This is a genomic window from Thalassorhabdus alkalitolerans (assembly GCF_042656525.1).
Classification (GTDB): domain Bacteria; phylum Bacillota; class Bacilli; order Bacillales; family Marinococcaceae; genus Thalassorhabdus; species Thalassorhabdus alkalitolerans.
Window position 1 is genome coordinate 63,790 of sequence record NZ_JBHSOZ010000009.1, and the last position, 19,425, is coordinate 83,214.

General features: G+C 41.1%; 17 protein-coding genes. 10 read left to right on the plus strand and 7 right to left on the minus strand.

Annotated features, from left to right (window positions below; translation table 11 throughout):
* Positions 1-2: 2 nt before the first annotated feature.
* From nirD to ACFPU1_RS14650, 3 genes are all read left to right on the plus strand, one after another.
* Positions 3-326, plus strand: a complete 324-nt coding sequence (gene nirD, locus ACFPU1_RS14640) for a nitrite reductase small subunit NirD (RefSeq protein ID WP_157049859.1) — start codon at positions 3-5, stop codon at positions 324-326.
* Between the two features lie 279 nt (positions 327-605).
* Positions 606-1,160, plus strand: coding sequence for a GNAT family N-acetyltransferase (locus tag ACFPU1_RS14645; protein ID WP_385942538.1), 555 nt, complete (start codon positions 606-608; stop codon positions 1,158-1,160).
* A 7-nt stretch (positions 1,161-1,167) separates the two neighbouring features.
* Positions 1,168-1,734, plus strand: coding sequence for a GNAT family N-acetyltransferase (locus tag ACFPU1_RS14650; RefSeq protein WP_385942540.1), 567 nt, complete (start codon positions 1,168-1,170; stop codon positions 1,732-1,734).
* Between the two features lie 17 nt (positions 1,735-1,751).
* On the opposite strand, the gene moaC is transcribed toward ACFPU1_RS14650, so the two are convergent.
* A complete protein-coding gene (gene moaC, locus ACFPU1_RS14655) occupies positions 1,752-2,243 on the minus strand; it encodes a cyclic pyranopterin monophosphate synthase MoaC (RefSeq protein ID WP_385942542.1) in 492 nt (163 codons plus the stop codon).
* 365 nt (positions 2,244-2,608) lie between these two features.
* Here moaC and nirB point away from each other — a divergent pair, with 365 nt between their 5' ends.
* From nirB to ACFPU1_RS14670, 3 genes are all read left to right on the plus strand, one after another.
* On the plus strand, positions 2,609-4,966 hold the full coding sequence (nirB, locus tag ACFPU1_RS14660; RefSeq protein ID WP_385942544.1) for a nitrite reductase large subunit NirB: 2,358 nt from the start codon (positions 2,609-2,611) through the stop codon (positions 4,964-4,966).
* A gap of 35 nt (positions 4,967-5,001) precedes the next feature.
* Entirely contained in the window at positions 5,002-7,149 is a 2,148-nt protein-coding gene (gene nasC, locus ACFPU1_RS14665) for an assimilatory nitrate reductase catalytic subunit NasC (RefSeq protein WP_385942546.1), read from the plus strand.
* A 181-nt stretch (positions 7,150-7,330) separates the two neighbouring features.
* Entirely contained in the window at positions 7,331-7,978 is a 648-nt protein-coding gene (locus ACFPU1_RS14670) for an HD domain-containing protein (RefSeq protein ID WP_083465425.1), read from the plus strand.
* 52 nt (positions 7,979-8,030) lie between these two features.
* Here the strand turns inward: ACFPU1_RS14670 and ACFPU1_RS14675 are convergent, their stop codons facing one another.
* Positions 8,031-8,642, minus strand: coding sequence for a YusW family protein (locus ACFPU1_RS14675; RefSeq protein ID WP_385942549.1), 612 nt, complete (start codon positions 8,640-8,642; stop codon positions 8,031-8,033).
* Positions 8,643-9,087: 445 nt separating this feature from the next.
* Here ACFPU1_RS14675 and ACFPU1_RS14680 point away from each other — a divergent pair, with 445 nt between their 5' ends.
* Both ACFPU1_RS14680 and ACFPU1_RS14685 read left to right on the plus strand, forming a co-directional pair.
* Positions 9,088-10,527 carry a SulP family inorganic anion transporter gene (locus ACFPU1_RS14680; RefSeq protein WP_385942611.1) on the plus strand — a complete coding sequence of 480 codons (1,440 nt, stop codon included), beginning with the start codon at positions 9,088-9,090 and terminating at the stop codon, positions 10,525-10,527.
* A gap of 65 nt (positions 10,528-10,592) precedes the next feature.
* Positions 10,593-11,012, plus strand: coding sequence for a universal stress protein (locus tag ACFPU1_RS14685; RefSeq protein WP_385942550.1), 420 nt, complete (start codon positions 10,593-10,595; stop codon positions 11,010-11,012).
* A 157-nt stretch (positions 11,013-11,169) separates the two neighbouring features.
* Here the strand turns inward: ACFPU1_RS14685 and ACFPU1_RS14690 are convergent, their stop codons facing one another.
* From ACFPU1_RS14690 to ACFPU1_RS14700, 3 genes are all read right to left on the minus strand, one after another.
* Entirely contained in the window at positions 11,170-11,409 is a 240-nt protein-coding gene (locus ACFPU1_RS14690; RefSeq protein WP_100400692.1) for a hypothetical protein, read from the minus strand.
* Positions 11,410-11,618: 209 nt separating this feature from the next.
* Entirely contained in the window at positions 11,619-13,187 is a 1,569-nt protein-coding gene (locus ACFPU1_RS14695; RefSeq protein WP_385942553.1) for a Na+/H+ antiporter NhaC family protein, read from the minus strand.
* Between the two features lie 322 nt (positions 13,188-13,509).
* Positions 13,510-14,373, minus strand: coding sequence for a Cof-type HAD-IIB family hydrolase (locus tag ACFPU1_RS14700; protein ID WP_385942555.1), 864 nt, complete (start codon positions 14,371-14,373; stop codon positions 13,510-13,512).
* Positions 14,374-14,729: 356 nt separating this feature from the next.
* On the opposite strand from ACFPU1_RS14700, the gene ACFPU1_RS14705 reads away from it, so the two are divergent.
* Positions 14,730-15,401 (plus strand): TVP38/TMEM64 family protein, encoded by a 672-nt coding sequence (locus tag ACFPU1_RS14705; protein WP_385942557.1) that lies wholly within the window; start codon positions 14,730-14,732, stop codon positions 15,399-15,401.
* A gap of 117 nt (positions 15,402-15,518) precedes the next feature.
* Here ACFPU1_RS14705 and ACFPU1_RS14710 read toward each other — a convergent pair whose 3' ends face one another.
* Both ACFPU1_RS14710 and ACFPU1_RS14715 read right to left on the minus strand, forming a co-directional pair.
* Complete coding sequence (locus tag ACFPU1_RS14710) at positions 15,519-17,105, minus strand: peptide chain release factor 3 (protein ID WP_385942559.1); 1,587 nt, start codon at positions 17,103-17,105, stop codon at positions 15,519-15,521.
* A gap of 145 nt (positions 17,106-17,250) precedes the next feature.
* Positions 17,251-18,093 (minus strand): STAS domain-containing protein, encoded by an 843-nt coding sequence (locus tag ACFPU1_RS14715; protein WP_385942562.1) that lies wholly within the window; start codon positions 18,091-18,093, stop codon positions 17,251-17,253.
* 300 nt (positions 18,094-18,393) lie between these two features.
* On the opposite strand from ACFPU1_RS14715, the gene ACFPU1_RS14720 reads away from it, so the two are divergent.
* The gene (locus ACFPU1_RS14720) at positions 18,394-19,395 is read left to right on the plus strand and encodes a hypothetical protein (RefSeq protein ID WP_385942564.1); all 1,002 of its coding nucleotides are present in this window, start codon (positions 18,394-18,396) and stop codon (positions 19,393-19,395) included.
* Positions 19,396-19,425: the final 30 nt, after the last annotated feature.

Consider the following 19,425-nt stretch of genomic DNA (forward strand, 5'->3'; position numbering starts at 1 on the left):
TAATGAGCAAGGTAGGAGAAGTGAACAAACTGAAGGTGGCAGATGTATCCGAAGTGGTTGAAGGTATTGGGAAAGAAGTGGTAATTGAAGGCCATTCCATCGCTCTCTTTAAGCTAAAGAGCGGAAAAATCAAAGCCATAGAAAACAGCTGTCCCCATAAAGGCGGTCCTTTATCTCAAGGTATAGTCAGCGGTGAAAATGTATTTTGTCCCCTTCATGATTGGAAAGTATGTGTTAATGACGGAATGGTTCAAGGACCTGATGAAGGCTGCGTGCAAACGTACAAAGTAGATGTTGATGACGACTCTGTATATCTGTATATCTAAAAGTCAGGAAAAAGGGGTAGGTGGGACCTGCCGGAAAGCGGGACCCCAGTCTGCTCCTTTCCAAATCTTTTACTATATAAAACTATAACTACAAACCAAGGAATGCTGCGAGCAAATGTGCTTTCGGTGTTCTTTTTTTTGTTGTAAACGACCGGAGTATCTCTGCCATTACTTTTTGACAGGCGAGGAGATTTTTAGTCAACCAGGGTTTCAAGGTTTATAATAGAAAATCATATGGTATGTGTGGTTAAAGAAACCCTGCAGAGAGGATGGAATGGGATGGAGAGCTATGAGATAAGACCAATGAAACCAGGTGATGAGAAAGAAATTGCAAAAGTTCATATAGATAGCTGGAAAACCACCTATAAAGGAATCATTCCTGCCTCTTATTTAGATGCCTTACATCTTGAAGAGAGAACGGACTGGTGGAAACGTCTCATTAAAGAATTCCCTTTAGCACAGAACATCGGAAGAGTAGCGGTCAGTATGAAGGATAATAGGATTATAGGCTTTGCTCTGGGAGGACCTGCTCCCAAAGAGGAAGAGACTGATGGAGAATTATTTGCCCTTTATTTGTATGAGGAATGTCAAAAACAAGGGGTAGGAAAGCGTTTAGTGTCTTCTATGTCTGAAGCGTTTTTGGAAAGGAATTGGAAGGAACTCATTATTCGTGCCCTTGTGGATAATCCTAACATGCCTTTTTACGAAAAGCTTGAACCCAAATCTATAAGAAGACACACCATTACCATTGATGGCAAGGATTTAGGAGAGTGGACTATGCTTTTTTCAACAGAAGACTTATATCATTCTTCGCGTATGAAGCAAAGGGGGTAACAAGTGGATGATAACAATGGAGTATTTCGGTAAGGATGATATTGAAATAGTAATGAAATGGGCCTGTTCTCCACGCTTTCTCATGCAGTGGGCAGGGCCTACTTTTTCCTATCCCCTTACAAAAGAGCAGCTGATGGAATATATAAGTAAGGCAAATCAAACAGACAGTACTCGCTATGTGTTTAAAATCATTCAAAATAATACCCGCGAAGTGATTGGCCACATATCGATTGGTGCTGTCAATCGCTACAACAGATCAGCGAGAATAGGTAAGGTTATTATAGATGAAAAGTACCGAGGTTTAGGATACGGAACACAAGTAATCAAAGAAGCGATTCACTTTGGATTTGATCGTCTGGGCCTACATAGAATCAGTCTCGGAGTGTGGGATTTTAATGAACAGGCGCTAGTTTGTTATAAAAAGATAGGATTTATTGAGGAAGGAAGAAAAAGAGATTTTCGAAGGTTTGAAAATGAATACTGGACTTTGGTGGAAATGAGCATGCTCGAGGACGAGTGGAAGGAAATCAAAGACAAAGAAAGGCAAAACACACCCAGTATCCTGCACAGCTGAAGTGTTTTGCCAGTGTTTTACGAACGGTTCGGATGATAGAAATCTCCGCTCTTTCCCCCTTTTTTTTCCACCAAATGTGTCTCTTTAATAATCATTGATTTATCCACAGCCTTACACATGTCATAAAACGTAAGGGCTGCAACAGATACGGCAGTTAAGGCTTCCATTTCTACTCCAGTATTACCTTTGCATGTTACTTCAGCAGTAATAAGTAAATCATACCCTTGCTCAGTTTGTTGATATTCAAAGGTGAAATCAGTTCCCTGCAGCAATATAGTATGGCACATCGGAATAAGGTCCGGTGTGTTTTTTGCTGCCATGATTCCTGCTACTTGAGCAACTTGCAAGGGATCCCCTTTTTTTATTCCGCCCTTTTGAATCTTTTCATACAGCTCTTCGGAAATAGATACTGTACTTTGGGCGAGAGCTGTCCGCTTCGTTTCTTCTTTATGAGAGATATCAACCATCTTTGGTCTGCCCTCTTTATTCCAATGAGAAAAATCACTCATTTGGTCAGCCACCTTTCCTGGATCAATATATGTGTGATACTTCTTTTGCATAAAACGATAGTAACATTCCTTGGTGTCAGATAGAAGAACATAGAATGTTCACTTGAGAAAAAAGTATGTTAAGTTTTCTAACGTAATTGTTGAAGGTTTGGGAAAAGTTTGGAAATATAAGAACTATACTATTTTTTCTGTGTTTCACAACTTTTATTATCAAATCTTTAAAGAGCAGCTGCCCTATTCGATTTGGAAATGTAAAGGCAGCCTGTATTTTTTTCCCCATAAACAAGTAGATAAGAAGCATATTCTAGTCATTGCAACCTGTCTCAGTCTTTCCTTTATTATTATAAATTTGTTGGAGGTACACCATGGGCAAGAATAAGTTAGTTCTCGTAGGAAACGGAATGGCAGGCTTACACTGTATCGAGGAATTACTTAAGATAGACAATGAGAAATACGAGATTACTATTTTCGGAAGTGAACCACATATAAACTATAACCGCATCATGCTCTCCTCTCTTCTGCAAGGCAGTTCCACAGTAGAAGAGATTACCTTAAATGATTGGCAGTGGTATCAGGATAATAATATCACGCTTTATACAGGAGAAAAGGTACTGCAGATTGACAGTGAAAACAAGATGATCGTAACGGACAAAGGGCGTGAAGTTGATTATGACAGACTGATCCTGGCTACTGGTTCAGTACCTTTTATACTTCCTTTGCCTGGTGTTGAAAAGGAAGGAATTATTTCTTTTCGAACAATAGAGGATTGTGAGCAAATGATAAAAGCTTCTAAAACAGTAAACAAAGCAGTGGTGATAGGGGGAGGACTTCTTGGGCTGGAGGCTGCCAAAGGGCTGCTTAATAGAGGGATGGAAGTAGCAGTGGTCCACCGTGATGACTACTTGATGAATAATCAGTTGGATAGAATGGCCGGCGAGATGCTTCAAAGAGAGCTTGAAAGTCAGGGTATGAAATTTTATCTTTCCAAAAACACCAAAGAATTTTTAGGTGAAGACCACGTAACTGGATTGCAGTTTGAGGATGGGGAAAAGATAGAGGCTGATCTTGTTGTCATGGCGGCGGGGGTAAAGCCAAATATAGCATTAGCAAACGCAAGTGGAATTGATACTAATCGAGCCATTTTAGTAAATGACTATTTAGAGACAAACACACCGAACATATATGCAGTTGGAGAGTGTGCCGAGCATCGAAGCCGGACCTATGGTCTCGTAAAACCCTTGTACGAACAAGGGAAAGTATTGGCTGGAAATCTATGTGAACAACAGAGTGACGGCTACAAAGGCTCAGTTGTTTCTACACAATTGAAAATAGCGGGGGTGGATGTGTTTTCAGCCGGGCAAATCACTGAAGATACAGAAACAACTACTTTGCAAATGTACGATGGGTTGGAAAGCATCTATAAAAAAATCTTCTTTAAAGATGAAATCATTGTAGGAGCTGTTCTTTACGGAGATATTTCCATGGGCAGCAAGCTTCTTGGCATGATACTGCAGAAAAAGGAGCTGTCAGACGAAGATAAGAAAGCGTTCCTCCAAGATGCTTCTGGAGGCACCAGTCCCGTAGCTTCTATGGAACAAACAGAACTCATCTGTAATTGTAATAACGTATCCAAAGGTACAATCATAGAAAAGGTCCAGGAAAATAACTGCGCTACATTAGGCGAAGTAAAAGAATGCACCAAGGCCTCTACATCCTGCGGAAGCTGCCAGCCTTTTGTGGCAGACCTTCTTGAGTACATCCAAAGTGATGATTTTAACGAAAAGATTGAAAGAAAAACAATGTGCTCTTGTACTTCCTTAACAGAAGAAGAAGTCGTTCAGCAAATACAGGTAAAAAACCTTAGAAGTGTGCAGGGGGTTATTGAAACACTTTCATGGGAGAGTAAGGATGGCTGTGCAGACTGTGTTCCTGCATTGCATTATTACCTGGGAATGATTGATGAAAACTATCAGGCACAACATACGTTTTCTGAAAAGGAGCATGCCTTTAAACAGCAAAACGGGACTTACACAATTACCCCAAAGATCTATGGAGGGCTTACAAATCCGCAACAGCTCCGACTGTTAGCCGATCTTGCAGAAGCGTATAACCTGCATGAGGTGGCTATTGGAGAAGATCAGAGACTGCATATACAGGGAGTTAGAGAAAGTGATCTGGCGAGTATTTATGAAGAACTTAATAAAGAATTAACCCCTTCAGGTGCCTGTAAAATTAACCCTGTTCAGACAAGTCACAGTCCTCATGTGTGCGACTGTGAAAAAGAGCAGGGAACCAGGCTTGCTGTAGAAATCGAAAGAGAACTGGAGTATTTAAACACACCGTCAACAGTTAAGGTTAGTGTGTCTTCCTGTATGAAAGACTGCGCTGATGCCAAGCTTCAGGATATCGGGCTTGTTCCAATGAACAGAGGATGGGAAGTGTACATCGGAGGAACGACAAAAGGCGAGCCACAGACAGGAGAGCTTCTTTCAGTAGCAGAGACGAGTGAAGACGCTATGATCCTCACTTTATCCCTTATCCAGTATTACCGGGAAACGGGTAATTTCAGAGAAACGGTGGGCGAATGGGCACAGAGAATTACAGAGATACATTTGCGTGAAGTTCTCTTTGATAGTGAGCTTCAAGATCATCTGCTTGAGCGATTGGATCATGATAGAAATGTCAGGATTGAGAAAAAGTATGGACTAGAGGTTACCAGCTAAGAATGAGAAGGTTCGCTTAGGAGGAAGGAGTTTCCATGACTGATTTATTGCTGAAGTATTTTAGAGAAAAAGAACAAAAGGTTCAATCTGAAAAAGTGTACAACACTCAGTGCCCTTTTTGCAGCATGCAATGTAAGATTCAACTGGTAGAGCAGACTGTAGTTACTAGAAAGAAATACTCAGCCCAGGGGCTTGATAACCCAACTACGCAAGGAAGAGTCTGTATTAAAGGACTCAATGCCCACCACCATGCTGTGCACAAGGATCGTATTACTTATCCTATGGCAAAGGGAGAAGATGGACAGTTTCATCGAATCTCCTGGGACAAAGCTTTACACCTTATCAAAGAGAATTTCACAGAGATACAAAGAGAGGATGGAATGGATGCCCTTTCTGTCTATGGCGGAGGGTCTTTAACCAACGAGTCCGCATATTTACTTGGTAAATTTGCCCGCATTGGCCTACAAACAAAATATATTGATTATAACGGCCGGTTTTGCATGTCCTCGGCTGCCTCAGCAGGGGCGAAGGTATTTGGGATTGACAGGGGCCTCACCAACACTCTCTCAGAAATTCCAGAGTCTGAAGTTATTATCTTAGCAGGCACAAATATTGCTGACTGCCAGCCTACGATTATGCCGTACTTTGAAGAAGCCAAAGCAAATGGTGCTTATATAATAGCCATTGATCCAAGAGAAACAGGAACGACTAAAATGGCTGACTTACATTTGAAAGTAAAACCTGGCAAGGATGCTGCTCTTTCCAATGGTATTTTAAAAGTTTTAATAGAAGAAAACCTCATCGATGAAAGTTTCATAGATGAACGAACCAATGGGTTTGACGAGGTACAGGAGCATGTGGCTTCTTTCTCGTTAGAGGAAATTAGTCAGTCCACAGGTGTAGCTGAAGCCGAAATCCAAAAGGCGGCAATGAAATTTGGTAAGGCTGCAACAGGCACTATTTTTACAGCAAGAGGGGTAGAACAGCAGACGGATGGACATATGGCTGTACGTAATTTTCTCAACATTCTTCTCGTTACAGGAAAAATTGGGAAGCCAAACTGTGGATACGGAGCTATTACCGGCCAGGCGAACGGACAAGGGGGAAGAGAACACGGCCAGAAATCAGACCAGCTGCCAGGTTATCGTTCCATTGAAAACCCGGATCACCGTCAATACATTGCCGAGGTCTGGGGAGTGAAGGACACAGATATCCCTGGAAAAGGGGTTTCTGCCTATGAAATGATGGAAAAAGTGCATCAAGGGGAAATAACCGGGATGTTTCTCATGGCCTCTAACCCGATTGTATCCAACCCTAACGCAACATTAGTCAAAAATGGCCTGAAAAAGCTGAAATATCTAGTCGCGGTTGATATGTTTATTTCGGAAACAGCTGAGTTAGCTGACTTGATTCTTCCCCCAACATCTTATCTTGAAAATGAAGGTACCTTGACTAATATGGAAGGAAGAGTGATGCACAGAGAAGGGCAGCGAAGAATTCCCGGAGAAGCGAAACATGACTGGAAGATTTTATGTGAAGTAGCCAGGGTGATGGGAAAGGAAGAATATTTCACTTACGAAACAGTGGAAGACATTTTTAATGAACTTCGCGTAGCTTCGCGTGGCGGCATGGCTGACTATTATGGCATGACCTATGAGCGCATTAAGGAAAAGGAAGGAATCCTGTGGCCTTGCCCTGATACAACTCATGAGGGAACAAGCAGGTTATTTGAAGAGAGGTTTCACCATGCTGATGGAAGAGCAGCAATGATGCCTGTTTCAAACGAGCCTTCCATTCAAAAGGAAGAACCTTCTGAGGAATTTCCAGTGTACTTAACGACAGGGCGGGTAATGGCCCATTATTTAACAGGGGTGCAAACACGAAAAACATCTGCGTTGAATGCCAGGTTCTTTGAATCATTTATTGAAATACACCCTTCCACAGCAAGAAAGTATGAGATTGAAGACAACAGTCTTGTCAAAATTACTTCAAAGCGAGGAGAAATCGTTGTAAGAAGTAAATGGTCTACAGATATTAGGGAAGATACAGTATTTGTTCCCTTTCACTGGGCCGAGTCACAGAATGTAAATAACTTAATTCCTAGGGAATTGGATCCTCAGTGCAGAATGCCCGGGTTCAAAACTTCAGCAGTGAAAGTTCAGCCCTTTACGGCAGTGATTTAACTTAAAAGCTTCCATAGCCTTGCTATGGAAGCTTTTAAGTTTATCTGCCAAATAGATTTGTTCTGGAAACCGAGAGTTCCTTACGGGAGGAGAATGGTTTCCAGGTTCTTTACCTTTTCTGAGAAAATCCACATAATAAAAGAGTAGTAAATTCAGGCTAAGGAAAAGACAGGTGGTATTTATGCAGACTGAAGAAATAGTAAAGCAGGCGCAGGAGTGGGTAAGAGATTTTTTTGAAGAAGAGGCAAGCGGACATGATTGGTGGCATACATACAGAGTGGTTGAGCTGGCAAAGACAATAGCCCGGGAAGAAAAGGCTGACCTTTTTGTCTGTGAGCTGGCGGCTCTGCTTCATGATATGGCGGACTCAAAATTCAATGAGACAGAAGCGAAAGGGATTCAAAAAGTGGCAGATTGGCTGGATGACAAGCAAGTTCGTAAAGAAGAAAGAGATCATGTTTTAGAAATTATTTCAACGATGTCTTTCAGGGGAGGCCACAACCCTCCAATGACAACCATTGAAGGGAAGGTTGTTCAGGATGCAGACCGTCTTGATGCGATTGGTGCTCTTGGTATTGCCAGGACCTTTGCTTTTTCAGGAGCCCATGGCCATCCTATATACGTCCCAGGTGAGCAGCCTCAGGAAGCAATGTCAAAAGAAGAATACGAAAAAAGGCAAAGCTCGGCAGTCAATCATTTTTATGAAAAGCTGCTCCTGTTAAAAGAGAAATTGAATACAAATTATGGAAAAGAAATGGGCGAAGAGAGACACTTGTTTATGGTAAATTTTCTCGAACAGTTTTACCTGGAGTGGAATGGTGAGAAATGAGCATAAAAAAGAGTCTGGCTCGGAGCCAGACTCTTTATCCATATTTACATGCTTATTGTTCTAATTCTACTTCAAGATTCGTCCCATCTTGAAACTCGATTTCAAGCTCAAATTCATCGATTTCGTCACGGCTGATATCAAGTTCTTCCAGGACTGCATCAATAATTTCATCATCAGACATATCTTCATTAATATAAAGGCTGCCAAGAAGGTCTTCTAGTTCTGAGATGGCTTGCTCTCCTTCTTGTTCTTCTTCCTCACCATTTTCTTTTTCGATTTCGCCCTCTGTATCTCCATTTTCTTCATATTCATATTCCCATTCGCTGCCATCAGTAAATTCAATGTCCAGATCGAACTCTTCTATGCCACGATCAAGCAGGGATTCATCTTCAGATGCTTCCTCCTCGTCACCGTTTGCATCGTTAGTGTCGTCGGTTGTTTCTTCGTCCCCATTTTCCTCTTCTTCATCATCAGGTGATTCTGTTTGCTCATCGTCATCTACATCGCCTGTTTCCTCTGGCTCCTCCTGGTCTGTTTCTTCTGTTTGGACATCTTCAGATATTTCTTGTTCTGTATCTCCTTCTGTTGCACCGTTATCTTCTCCCTCTCCGCAAGCAGCCAGCACAAGGGCTAAGGAAGACATAGCAATGAAAGAACGTTTCATATGAAAAAACTCCTTTTTAATCAATCATAAGTAACGAGTGACTTATACCCGTTTAAGGTAAGATTGAAACAATAATGAGAAATTTTATTAACAACTGTAATGGTCCTCATATAAGAGAGAATAAAAGAGAAAATAAGAAAAAAGTAATTATGTTATGCGCTTACATGATATTTTCGATATAGATGTAAATATGCTACACTCCTTTTGTTCACAACGCCGATTCTTGTTAGGGACAAGAATCTTAGATGAAATACTCTGCGCACAAGATGTTAAAAGAAAGGGAAACGGACGGATAACCTAGCTGAAATTAGCAGATTTTAAATGGAATAGAACGGTACTCTGTTATGTGAGTGGCTGGTTAAAAAAATAATCTTTCTAATTGCATCCATGCAAATGAGTAAAAAATTAGAAAGAGGTGCGAAACAAAAAAGTGAATACAGCAAAAATGAAAGAAGAGTGGTTTGGGAATGTCAAAGGGGATGTTCTTGCAGGAATTGTGGTGGCTTTGGCCCTTATACCAGAGGCGATCGCTTTTTCTATCATTGCAGGAGTAGATCCGATGGTAGGGTTATACGCTTCTTTTAGTATAGCAGTGGTGATTGCTTTTGTTGGTGGACGCCCAGGCATGATATCAGCTGCTACGGGAGCTATGGCATTGTTAATGATTACACTTGTAGCGGATCATGGGCTTCAATATTTGCTTGCTGCTACCATTCTTACGGGAATCATCCAAATATTATTTGGCGTGTTTAAGCTGGCCGTCTTTATGAAGTTTATCCCAAGGTCTGTGATCGTGGGATTTGTGAATGCTCTTGCCATCTTAATATTTATGGCACAATTAGAGCATTTTGTGGGAGAAACATGGGTTATGTATGCATTGGTTGCTTTAACGCTTGCCATTATTTATCTGCTCCCGAAGGTTACGTCAGCGGTACCATCTACATTAGTTGCCATTGTGGTTGTGACAGCTATTGCTGTTTTTATGAATGCAGGTGTCCGGACTGTTGGAGACATGGGGGCCTTGCCTGATACATTGCCAGTCTTTTTGATTCCCTCTATTCCTTTAAATATGGAAACATTAATGATTATTCTTCCTTACTCGCTGGCTCTTGCGGTTGTTGGTTTGTTAGAGTCTTTGCTCACAGCAACGATTGTTGATGACATGACAGATACAGACAGCAATAAAAACAAAGAAAGCAGAGGACAGGGCTACGCTAATGTAGTGACAGGTTTCTTTGGCGGGATGGCAGGATGTGCCATGATTGGACAATCTGTTATTAATGTGAAGTCAGGAGGCAGGGGAAGATTATCCGCTTTGGTTGCCGGTGTATTTCTCATGTTCTTGATTATAGTCCTTGGTAATCTGGTTGTCCAAATTCCAATGGCTGCTTTGGCAGGTGTCATGATTATGGTGTCAATCAGTACATTTGACTGGGGATCCATTAGGATGCTACCTAAAATTCCAAAGACTGACTCGGCAGTTATGCTGGTAACAGTGGGAACAGTAGTGGTCACTCATGACCTCTCGCAAGGAGTATTTGCCGGCGTAATGTTAAGTGCGATTTTCTTTGCCGCAAAGATTTCCAAAGTAAAAGTAACCGAGCATTTTATAAGAGCAGAAGAGAAGAAGATCTACCACATAGACGGTCAACTGTTCTTTGCATCAGTAACTGACTTTACAAAAGGGTTTGATTACCAGGAGAATGTGAAGAAAGTGGAGCTTGATTTATCAAAAGCCCACGTATGGGATGACTCCGCCGTAGAGGCTTTGGAAAAAGTAAGAGCAAAGTATGAGCAAAATAACGTTGAAGTCAGTTTTACCGGCTTGAACCAGGAGAGTTCAAACCTTATGAAAAGGCTTGAAGGGTTATCATCAGGTCATTAAGGGAAAAGTGCGCAGTAATGCGCACTTTTTTCATATATAATAATACTAAAAGGGGGAGATCAGTTATGTACAAAAAAATCCTTTTGGCTGCAGACGGCTCAGAAAATGCGGTACGTTCAGCCAGACACGCTTTGGGTATAAGAGCTGGTCAAAAAGACAGTCACATTGATATCATTTATGTAATAGACGGGGAAAAAGCAAAATCTGAGGTCATTCACTTCGGCGATACAGCTGTAATCGAAAAAAAGCGAAAAGAACGTTTAAAACCTATCATTGAAATGTTTGAAGAAGAAAACGTTTCTTATGATATACATTTAAAGCATGGAGAACCAGGACCTAGCATTGTAGAGTTTGCGAATGAAGGAAACTATGATTGTGTAGTTATAGGAAGCCGGGGCTTAAACAAGCTTCAAAGCATGGTGCTTGGCAGTGTCAGCCATAAAGTAGCGAAAAGGGTGCAAAGTCCGGTAATGATTGTAAAATAAATAAAATCCCCCTTATCACCAAGGGGGATTTTATTTAGGTGCCTGGCACCTTCTTGGTTTGTAACATTACTATTGCTGAAGTCCCTAGTGCAAAGGGAAAGTGCATTTTATTATGTTACACATCAGAAAGGTGCCAGGCACCTTTCTCCTCTCTCCTCTAATCTCGTAATAAAAAATCCATAAAGCTTCCTGCAATCATTCCAAGAAAGACGGTCTGGACTGGGAATGGATCCATATAAAGTCCGAACATGACAGCTATAATCGCAAAAATTGTAGTGTACTTAACTTTCATGAAGGAATTGAAAAAGGGAAAGGACGCCTGTAAGCTTGAAAAGATAAACGGTGAGAAATAAACAGCGAGTACAATGATAGCCAGAATTATCACAAGTACATCCATTTTCAAAATCCTTTCTCTCAAGACATTAACTTTCTTCTATAATAAGTATGCCCCTAAACTGGAAAGAGAAAACTGTGAATTGCAGAGAGTCACAATCTGCAAGTGAAAGGTGAAAACATCACTCATTTGCAGGCTTAAAAAAAGCTGCCCTGTCCTTTGATTTCTTTAAAGGATAGGGCAGCTTGCTTTTATTAATTTCATCTTTCCTGTTAAATAGAAGATTCTGACCCTGATTCTATAGGCTTTATAAACCCGCGCAACATAAGAGCGGCGAGAATAAGGAGAACAATAGATACAGTAAGACCTAGTAAAGTGCTTCCTGTAAGCCCGAGCACTAAATAGCCTAAAAAGGATACTGCCGCTACGACTAAGGCATAAGGTAGCTGGGTCAATACATGATCGATGTGATGGCTGCCTGCACCGGTAGAGGAAAGAATGGTCGTATCTGAAATAGGAGAGCAATGATCTCCAAAAATGGCACCTGCTAACACTGCTGCAAGAACAGGAAGCATCATTGTGATATCAAGGGCTGCCGCAATTTCTCCCGCTATTGGAAGGAGTAAAATGAATGTGCCCCAGGATGTCCCGGTAGAAAAAGCCATAAATCCTGCCAAAAGAAAGAGCAGAGCTGGCAGCCAGTACGCAGGAACCGTACCATCTAGAACTCCGGCTAAATATTCTCCAGTTCCTAAACCATCAATAACAGTAACCATTGTCCAGGCAAATATTAAGATATAAATCGCAGGAAGCATCGATTGAATGCCTTTTCCTAAAGTTGATAGTACTCCTTTTACAGATGGTTTTTTTCTTACAGTTAAAAGGAGAGCCGTACCCAGTCCTATCAGTCCGCCGTAGACCAGGGAGGATGCTACATCAGTTTCAGCAAAGACAGTAAGAGCGGTTGCTTCTCCTTCTGTTCCTTGTATTCCAGTAATAATCATGAATACCACTGTACTCACAATTAACACCGCGATCGGCAGAAGTAAGTCTATGACTGAGCCTTTTCCTTCATTAATATCTGTTTTGTGGTCTCCGGGGATCGCTCCTCTGGAGGAATCGAACAATACACCTTTTTGGATAGCTTTTGATTCATGTGTACGCATAGGCCCGAAATTAAGCTTCCATACAATAACCAGAAAAACAAACAGGATGGCCGTCAAGGCGTAGAAATTCATTGGGATCATATAAATAAATGCTTCAAGAGCTCCATACTGCCCCAGACCATGATCAGCTAAGATTCCAGCAATAATCGTTATGATGTAGGCACCCCAGCTTGACAGTGGAGCAATCACACATATAGGAGCAGCAGCTGAATCAACGATATAGGCAAGCTTTGCTCGTGACACTTTATGTCTGTCGGTAAGAGGCCTGCTCACCTGTCCCACGGTTAAACTATTAAAATAATCATCAATGAATACAAGAATACCAAATACCAATGTAGCGAGCTGGGCGCCTATTCTTGTTTTTACTTTGGAAAGAGCCCATTCCCCAAACGCACGGCTGCCGCCTGAAAAAGTAATAAGAGCGGCCATCATGCCGAGAAAAAGCAAGAATAGCATGATGAAAAATTCCCAGTCATTCACAGCGCCGTCAACGTAAAAAAGAGAGACTGCAGTTTCTGTTATTTGATCAATGGTGGAGACAACACTCCAGTCGTTTAAAATAAGACCTCCTATGACAATCCCGGCACCTAAAGATAAAATAACTCTTCGCGTTATTATAATCATAAGAAGGGTAAGAAGGGGCGGAATCAAGGAGATAAAGGATGGTTCTGTCATTACGCAAATTCCTTTCTATTCAAATTTTTTCCCCAAGCTTGAAACATTTGTCACTAAAAAAGGCAATGGAGCATATCCATTGCCAGAAGGCCGAGACGCTGCCGACTTTATTTGTTTCCCGTGAACAGTGACAGTCCTGTTTTTTATTCAATACAGCTCTAAAAAGCTGCTCTTTACTGCTTGAGAGAATGCCAAAAATAGGCGTAAGAGGCGGGAGATCACAACTGTTCTTTCTGACTCCTCCACGTGTTTGATGGAGATTTACCATTATTATATTAGGGGCCCAGGTAATTATAACAGGGAAAAAAGAAAAGAGGAAAAGTTATTTTAAAATGATGTCATAAACTGCTTGGGCCACCCCGTCTTCATCATGATGAGCAGTCTCGTGAGTAGCGACTTTTTTCACATCATCTTCAGCATTTCCCATCGCAATACTGGTTCCAACCAGGTTGAACATGGGAAGGTCGTTATAATTGTCTCCAATGGCAAAGCTATTTTCGGCGTCAATATGGAGATGTTCAAGAACAGACAGCAGCCCTTTCCCTTTTTGAATGTCCGGATGCATAATCTCAATATTGTCGCGACCGGAAGAAGTGATTGAAATTTCCTCTCTACCTGACCATACTTTACGAGCCTGATGCAGTTTTTCTTCAAGGAGTGAAACGACTAAGAACTTATAAACCTTGTAGTGATTCGATTTTAACTCCTCTGGAGATGGCATGTCTTTAATAACAAGGTCTTTAATCTGCTCATCAGCTTTTTGTCGTATTCTTTCACTAATGACTTCTGCGTCTTCCTTATTCTTCGTAAATTCCTTGATGTCATTTTCATAAAATTCTTTACCCTGGGCAGAAGCATGAATACCTTCCTGTGTGTATGCATGATAGTAATAGCCTTTGTTTTCAAGCCATTCAAGAAGGTCGGCAGCATCTTTCGTTTGCATTGTTGCTTCGCGGAGAATCTTGTCCTGCCATTCCACGACTGCCCCGTTTATAGAAACGATGCCGTCGGGTTGCACATTTGCATTTCCCGTCAGCCTTTTTACTTCATCTACATCTCTACCTGTCGCAATCACGACTTTATATCCGTTATTTTTTAACTTCTTTAATGCCTCAGCATTGGCTGCTGAAATCTTTCCATTAGAATTAAGTAATGTCCCGTCCATATCAATAGCTACGATACTCATGTTGGTCACCTCGGTTTTTTGAAGAAATTTACTTACTTAGTTGTAACGTTCAGCACGTCAGCTGTCAAATGTAATAAGAACCCTGTCAGGTCTCTTGTTAAATCTGAAAGCAGAAACAATAACGATGCTTTACCACTCATAACCCATTATCTATCATACCGCGTAGGACGAAAAAACTCGAATAATTGAAGATGCTTTTCCAATAAAAAGTAAAATGTTTCAGGTGGAACAAATAGAAAGAAAATTTAGATAATTTAATGTAGATATGTTTTACATGAAAAGGCTGAAAAGGTTAACGAGGAAAAAGAACGGGAAAAGGGAAGTGAAGGTAATGTGAAGACAAGGAGTATAGTTCTATGAACAAAAAAACAATAATCAAGCTTGGAGTCCTTCTCATCCTCATTATATTTCTGGCCTGGTTAAACGTATCTGTGATACAGGTCAACCCGAGTGCCATTCAAGGTTGGGTTTTATCCTTTGGTTTTTGGGCTCCCCTCATATACATTCTTCTATACACGCTGCGTCCTTTAGTGCTCTTTCCAGCTTCGGTGATGTCTATGGCAGGAGGACTGGCGTTTGGTCCATGGCTTGGGGTTATGTTGAATATGGCAGGAGCAATTGGAGGTGCAGCATTATCCTTTTTTGTGGCCAGGCTTTTTGGGAAAAATATTGCTGGTAAAGAGTGGTCAGGACGTGCAAAAGTCATACAGGAAGAATTGAAAGAGCATGGTTTTCTCTACTTGCTTACGCTTAGGCTAATTCCTGTACTGAACTTTGATCTGGTCAGCTATGTTGCAGGGGTGTCGAAGATTCGTTTCTTATCCTACCTTGCTGCGACTGCCCTTGGGATCATACCAGGTGCTTTTGCTTATACATTTCTTGGTGCAGGTCTCGTAAGCGGGGATTTCACCATTATATTTATTGGGTTTGGTCTTATTGTATTAGTGTCCCTGCTTCCATTCCTGTTAAAAAGACTCAAGCGATCCCGGCAGGCAATGCAGGAGCTAGAAGGGAGCGAAAGCAGATAAATTCAATTCTCTTTTAAAAGATACGAAAGGAGCACAGACATTAAAAAGCCAAGGACCATCTAAACTCATATATACAAAAAGACGAGGTGCCTCCTGTGAGACAGACCTCGTCTTTCTTTATTGTTTCATATAGGAGTTTTCAGAGAAGACCAAATTAGGATACTTATCTCTTGTCGTGTTCATTTGAAATTCGTTTTCAAAGAGTGCCACAATTCTTTGATCTCTATCAAGGGCAAGGTTCCGCTGTTTCTTCTTAAATACTTCTAGTTCTTTTTCATCGCCGTCTACCCAGCGGGCGATAGAGAACGGTAAACGATCCAGCCGGATTTCAGACTTGTATTCGTTTTTCAGGCGGTACTCAAGCACTTCAAACTGAAGAACCCCTACTACACCGACAATTTGTTGTTCTGGAATTTTGTTGTACGTTTGAAAAAGCTGTACAGCTCCTTCTTCTGTCAGCTGATGTATACCTTTTTCAAAAGACTTATGCTTCATCGCATCCTTAACTGATATGGCAGCAAAATGTTCGGGTGAAAAATGAGGCATCTCTTCAAAAGAAAAAGAGTCTTTTTCAACAAGGGTGTCCCCAATTCTGAAAGTACCAGGGTCAAACAAGCCAATAATATCGCCAGCATAAGCTTCTTCCACAATGCTTCTGTCCTGTGCCAGAAACTGGGTGGGCTGAGCGAGACGCAAAGATTTGTTTAAGCGCACATGATTCACAGTCATGCCTCGTTCATATTTTCCAGAAGTAATTCTCAAAAAGGCAATTCTGTCCCGGTGGTTAGGGTTCATGTTAGCCTGAATTTTAAAGATAAACCCTGAAAAATGTTTATTAACCGGATCAACAAGACCCTTATCGCTATGACGGCCAACGGGAGCCGGGGCCATAGTTAGAAAATGCTCCAGAAAGTTTTGGACGCCGAAGTTAGAAATAGCGCTTCCGAAAAAGACGGGGGTGAGTTCACCCGTTTTGATCTTTTCTTGCTCAAAGGGATCTCCTGCTACGTCAAGAAGCTCCATCTCTTCTCGGAACTGCTCAAGAAGCTGGCTGTCGATAAGATCAGCGAGAACGGGATCTTCAGGTCCGCTCACTTCTTTTACCTCAACCTGTGAAGGGTCTTCTGGATTAAAAAACTCGATCTTTTTATTGTGTCTATCATAAATGCCCTGGAAATCCTGTCCCATACCGATAGGCCAGTTCATTGGATAAGAGCGGATACCGAGGAGCTCTTCAATTTCTTCCATTAAGTCAAATGGATCCCGGCCATGCCGGTCTAATTTATTTATAAAGGTAAAAATAGGAATGCCGCGCATTTTACATACTTTAAACAGTTTTTTCGTTTGGGCTTCTACTCCTTTAGCCGAGTCAATCAGCATGGTCGCAGAATCTGCAGCAGTCAAGGTACGGTACGTATCTTCACTGAAATCTTCATGGCCTGGTGTGTCCAGTATATTAACCTGGTGCCCTTCATATAGAAATTCCATCACTGAGCTTGTGACAGAAATTCCTCGTTGTTTCTCGATCTCCATCCAGTCACTGGTCGCATGCCGGGAGTTCTTTCTTCCTTTTACGGTACCGGCTTCACGAATGGCTCCCCCAAAATAAAGAAGCTTTTCTGTTAACGTGGTTTTCCCTGCATCAGGGTGTGATATGATGGCAAATGTCTTCCGAGACAAAATTTCATTACTTAACTTACTCATATATAGCTTCCTTTCTATAGGACCATAAAGGCAAACATTGAATTTCTGACTTCTTTATCATAATGGATTCACAGAACAGACTCAATCATTCCCTGAAAAAATAACCAAAGCACTCTCCTTTAGAGTGTGCCTTGGTTACTCATTCTTATTTCATATAAGGACTTTGACTGAGTGCTTGTTCAAGAGTGAGGTATGTGGGTACACCTTTAAAAGTGATGCCTAAGTGAACAATAGTTTGCGAAAGCTCCGGTCTCATCCCCGTAATGCTTGTATCAATCCCTAAGAGCTGCAATGAATGGATCAAATTAAGCAGATGCTGGGCGAACCAGGTGTTAATAGTATTAATTCCGGAAAGGTCAATAATAATATAGCTGAGACTGAGCTCTGCTGCCCGGTCTAATGTTTTGCTTTGCAAGTACTCTGAACGTTCATCATCCATATCACCAATAATAGGAAGGACAGCGACTCCTTTTTTTATCGGGACAACAGGGACAGATATTTCCTGCATTTCTTGCTTAGCCAGTTCAAGAGCTTTAATGTGGTGTGCCACAAAAGTATAGCTGAAGGCATGAATGGCATAATCCAGGAAGTGATTCACCTTTTTGTAGAGGGAAAATGCTGTATCGATAGATAATCCCTGTTTCGTACTTTGTTCTTTTATTAATTCCTCTAGCACATCACGGTACATTGGCATGATTAAGAGAGCCTGATTTAAATCAACATTGTTATCGATTGATTTGTAGGCTGTTTGTACGGCCCATTCTTCAATCTTTTTCTTTGGTTCCGCTGTTTCCTCAGAAGTCATTGCATTACCAATCATGGAAAAAAAGCTGCCTCGTTCCTCTACGTACAGATCTTTCTCTTCTTCCTCAGGAAAATAAAGAGAGCTTTCTGTAAGTTTTTCTTCCATTTTTTTGCATAAATCATGGCGATTTTCATTTATAAGATCACTTAACAAGTGCAATGCTGAGCTTTTGTTATCTCCCATTGAAGTTCCCCCAAATGTATTAGATTTTAGCCTAATCTATATGAATGGTGATTGCGTTACCCATGGATTGATGTGTGGGTAAATAGACGTATAAGAAGCAGAAAACACAGTATCTATCATACCACAATATTAAGAATGGCAGATGGTATGCACCTAATATCTAGATATTAGTGTATCCATCCTGGTTTTAGAGTGCAATGGAAACGGTGTTACCATACAAACCTTTGTCATTCTTTACAGCTTAAGGTTACAAGAGACTAAGACAGGGAAATTACAAATGGAAGAAGGGAGGAGAATCTGTTGTTCAGATTTGTACTTATTGTTTCAGCTAAAACGTTGAGTAAAATATTCAGCATGGCTACAGCTACATTCTTTGGAAGGGTGCCTTCCAAGGATGACTCAAAAGTAAGTTTAGTTGGGCTTATTTCATTATATTGGATCTTTATAGCAGTGGGGGTTGCTGTTCCGGAACTTGCCCAGATGATCATCCCGTTTGCTCCAGAGAATGAAACCATTGTTTTTTGGATAAATCTTGCTCTATTTATATTTTTGCCGATAACTGCAGGCGCGATTACATGCAGGGTTGAAAACCGGAAGCATGAAAAAATTTCTGTTAAACAGCTTCTAATGGGGTATCCTTATGCTTTTTTAATCGGTGTGCTCGCATTATGCTTAATTATTATTGTTCCATTAATCAGATTTCCTCAGATTATAAATTTACGCTCACTCAAACACTTTGCCATCATGATAAAGAAAGATAAATATGACTTGGTGTTTGAAAAAGTTCAAGAACTGCTTACAGAGAATGAGGTAGAAGTTTATCCAGTTGATCCCCCAAAGTATTTGTGGGTACCCTTTCTTGCTTTAATTTGGGTACAGGAACACATCTTTAAGAAAAAAATGGCGAAAAACATGAAGATCGTACGTGGGGAATTAGAAGGGGAAAAAATTGAAGTCATTCTTCACTCCACTGATATATCAATTATAGGTCCTGAGAAACAAGTTATGGTAGTAATGGGCATTTTAGCCGAGGGGGTAGAGGAGCGTCACCTTTACTTTTCATGGGATGACTCTTCGCAAAAAATTGAAGATCGTATTTATGAGCTGAGAAGCAAGGTGCTTGAAGGAGAGGATGTTTCTAAAGAAGAGGTAGATCAGCTCGTTGTGGATTTGAGAAGCTTATCCCTGGCGATGGATGACTGGAATGCTATTCGCCGCCAGATTTACAGGCTGGAAAGAGACAGATACAAAATGAAATGCAAGAATGAAGAAGAGATAGAACAATTAAATTATAGTGAATAATGTGAAAAGTATAATTAAATATGTGAGGAT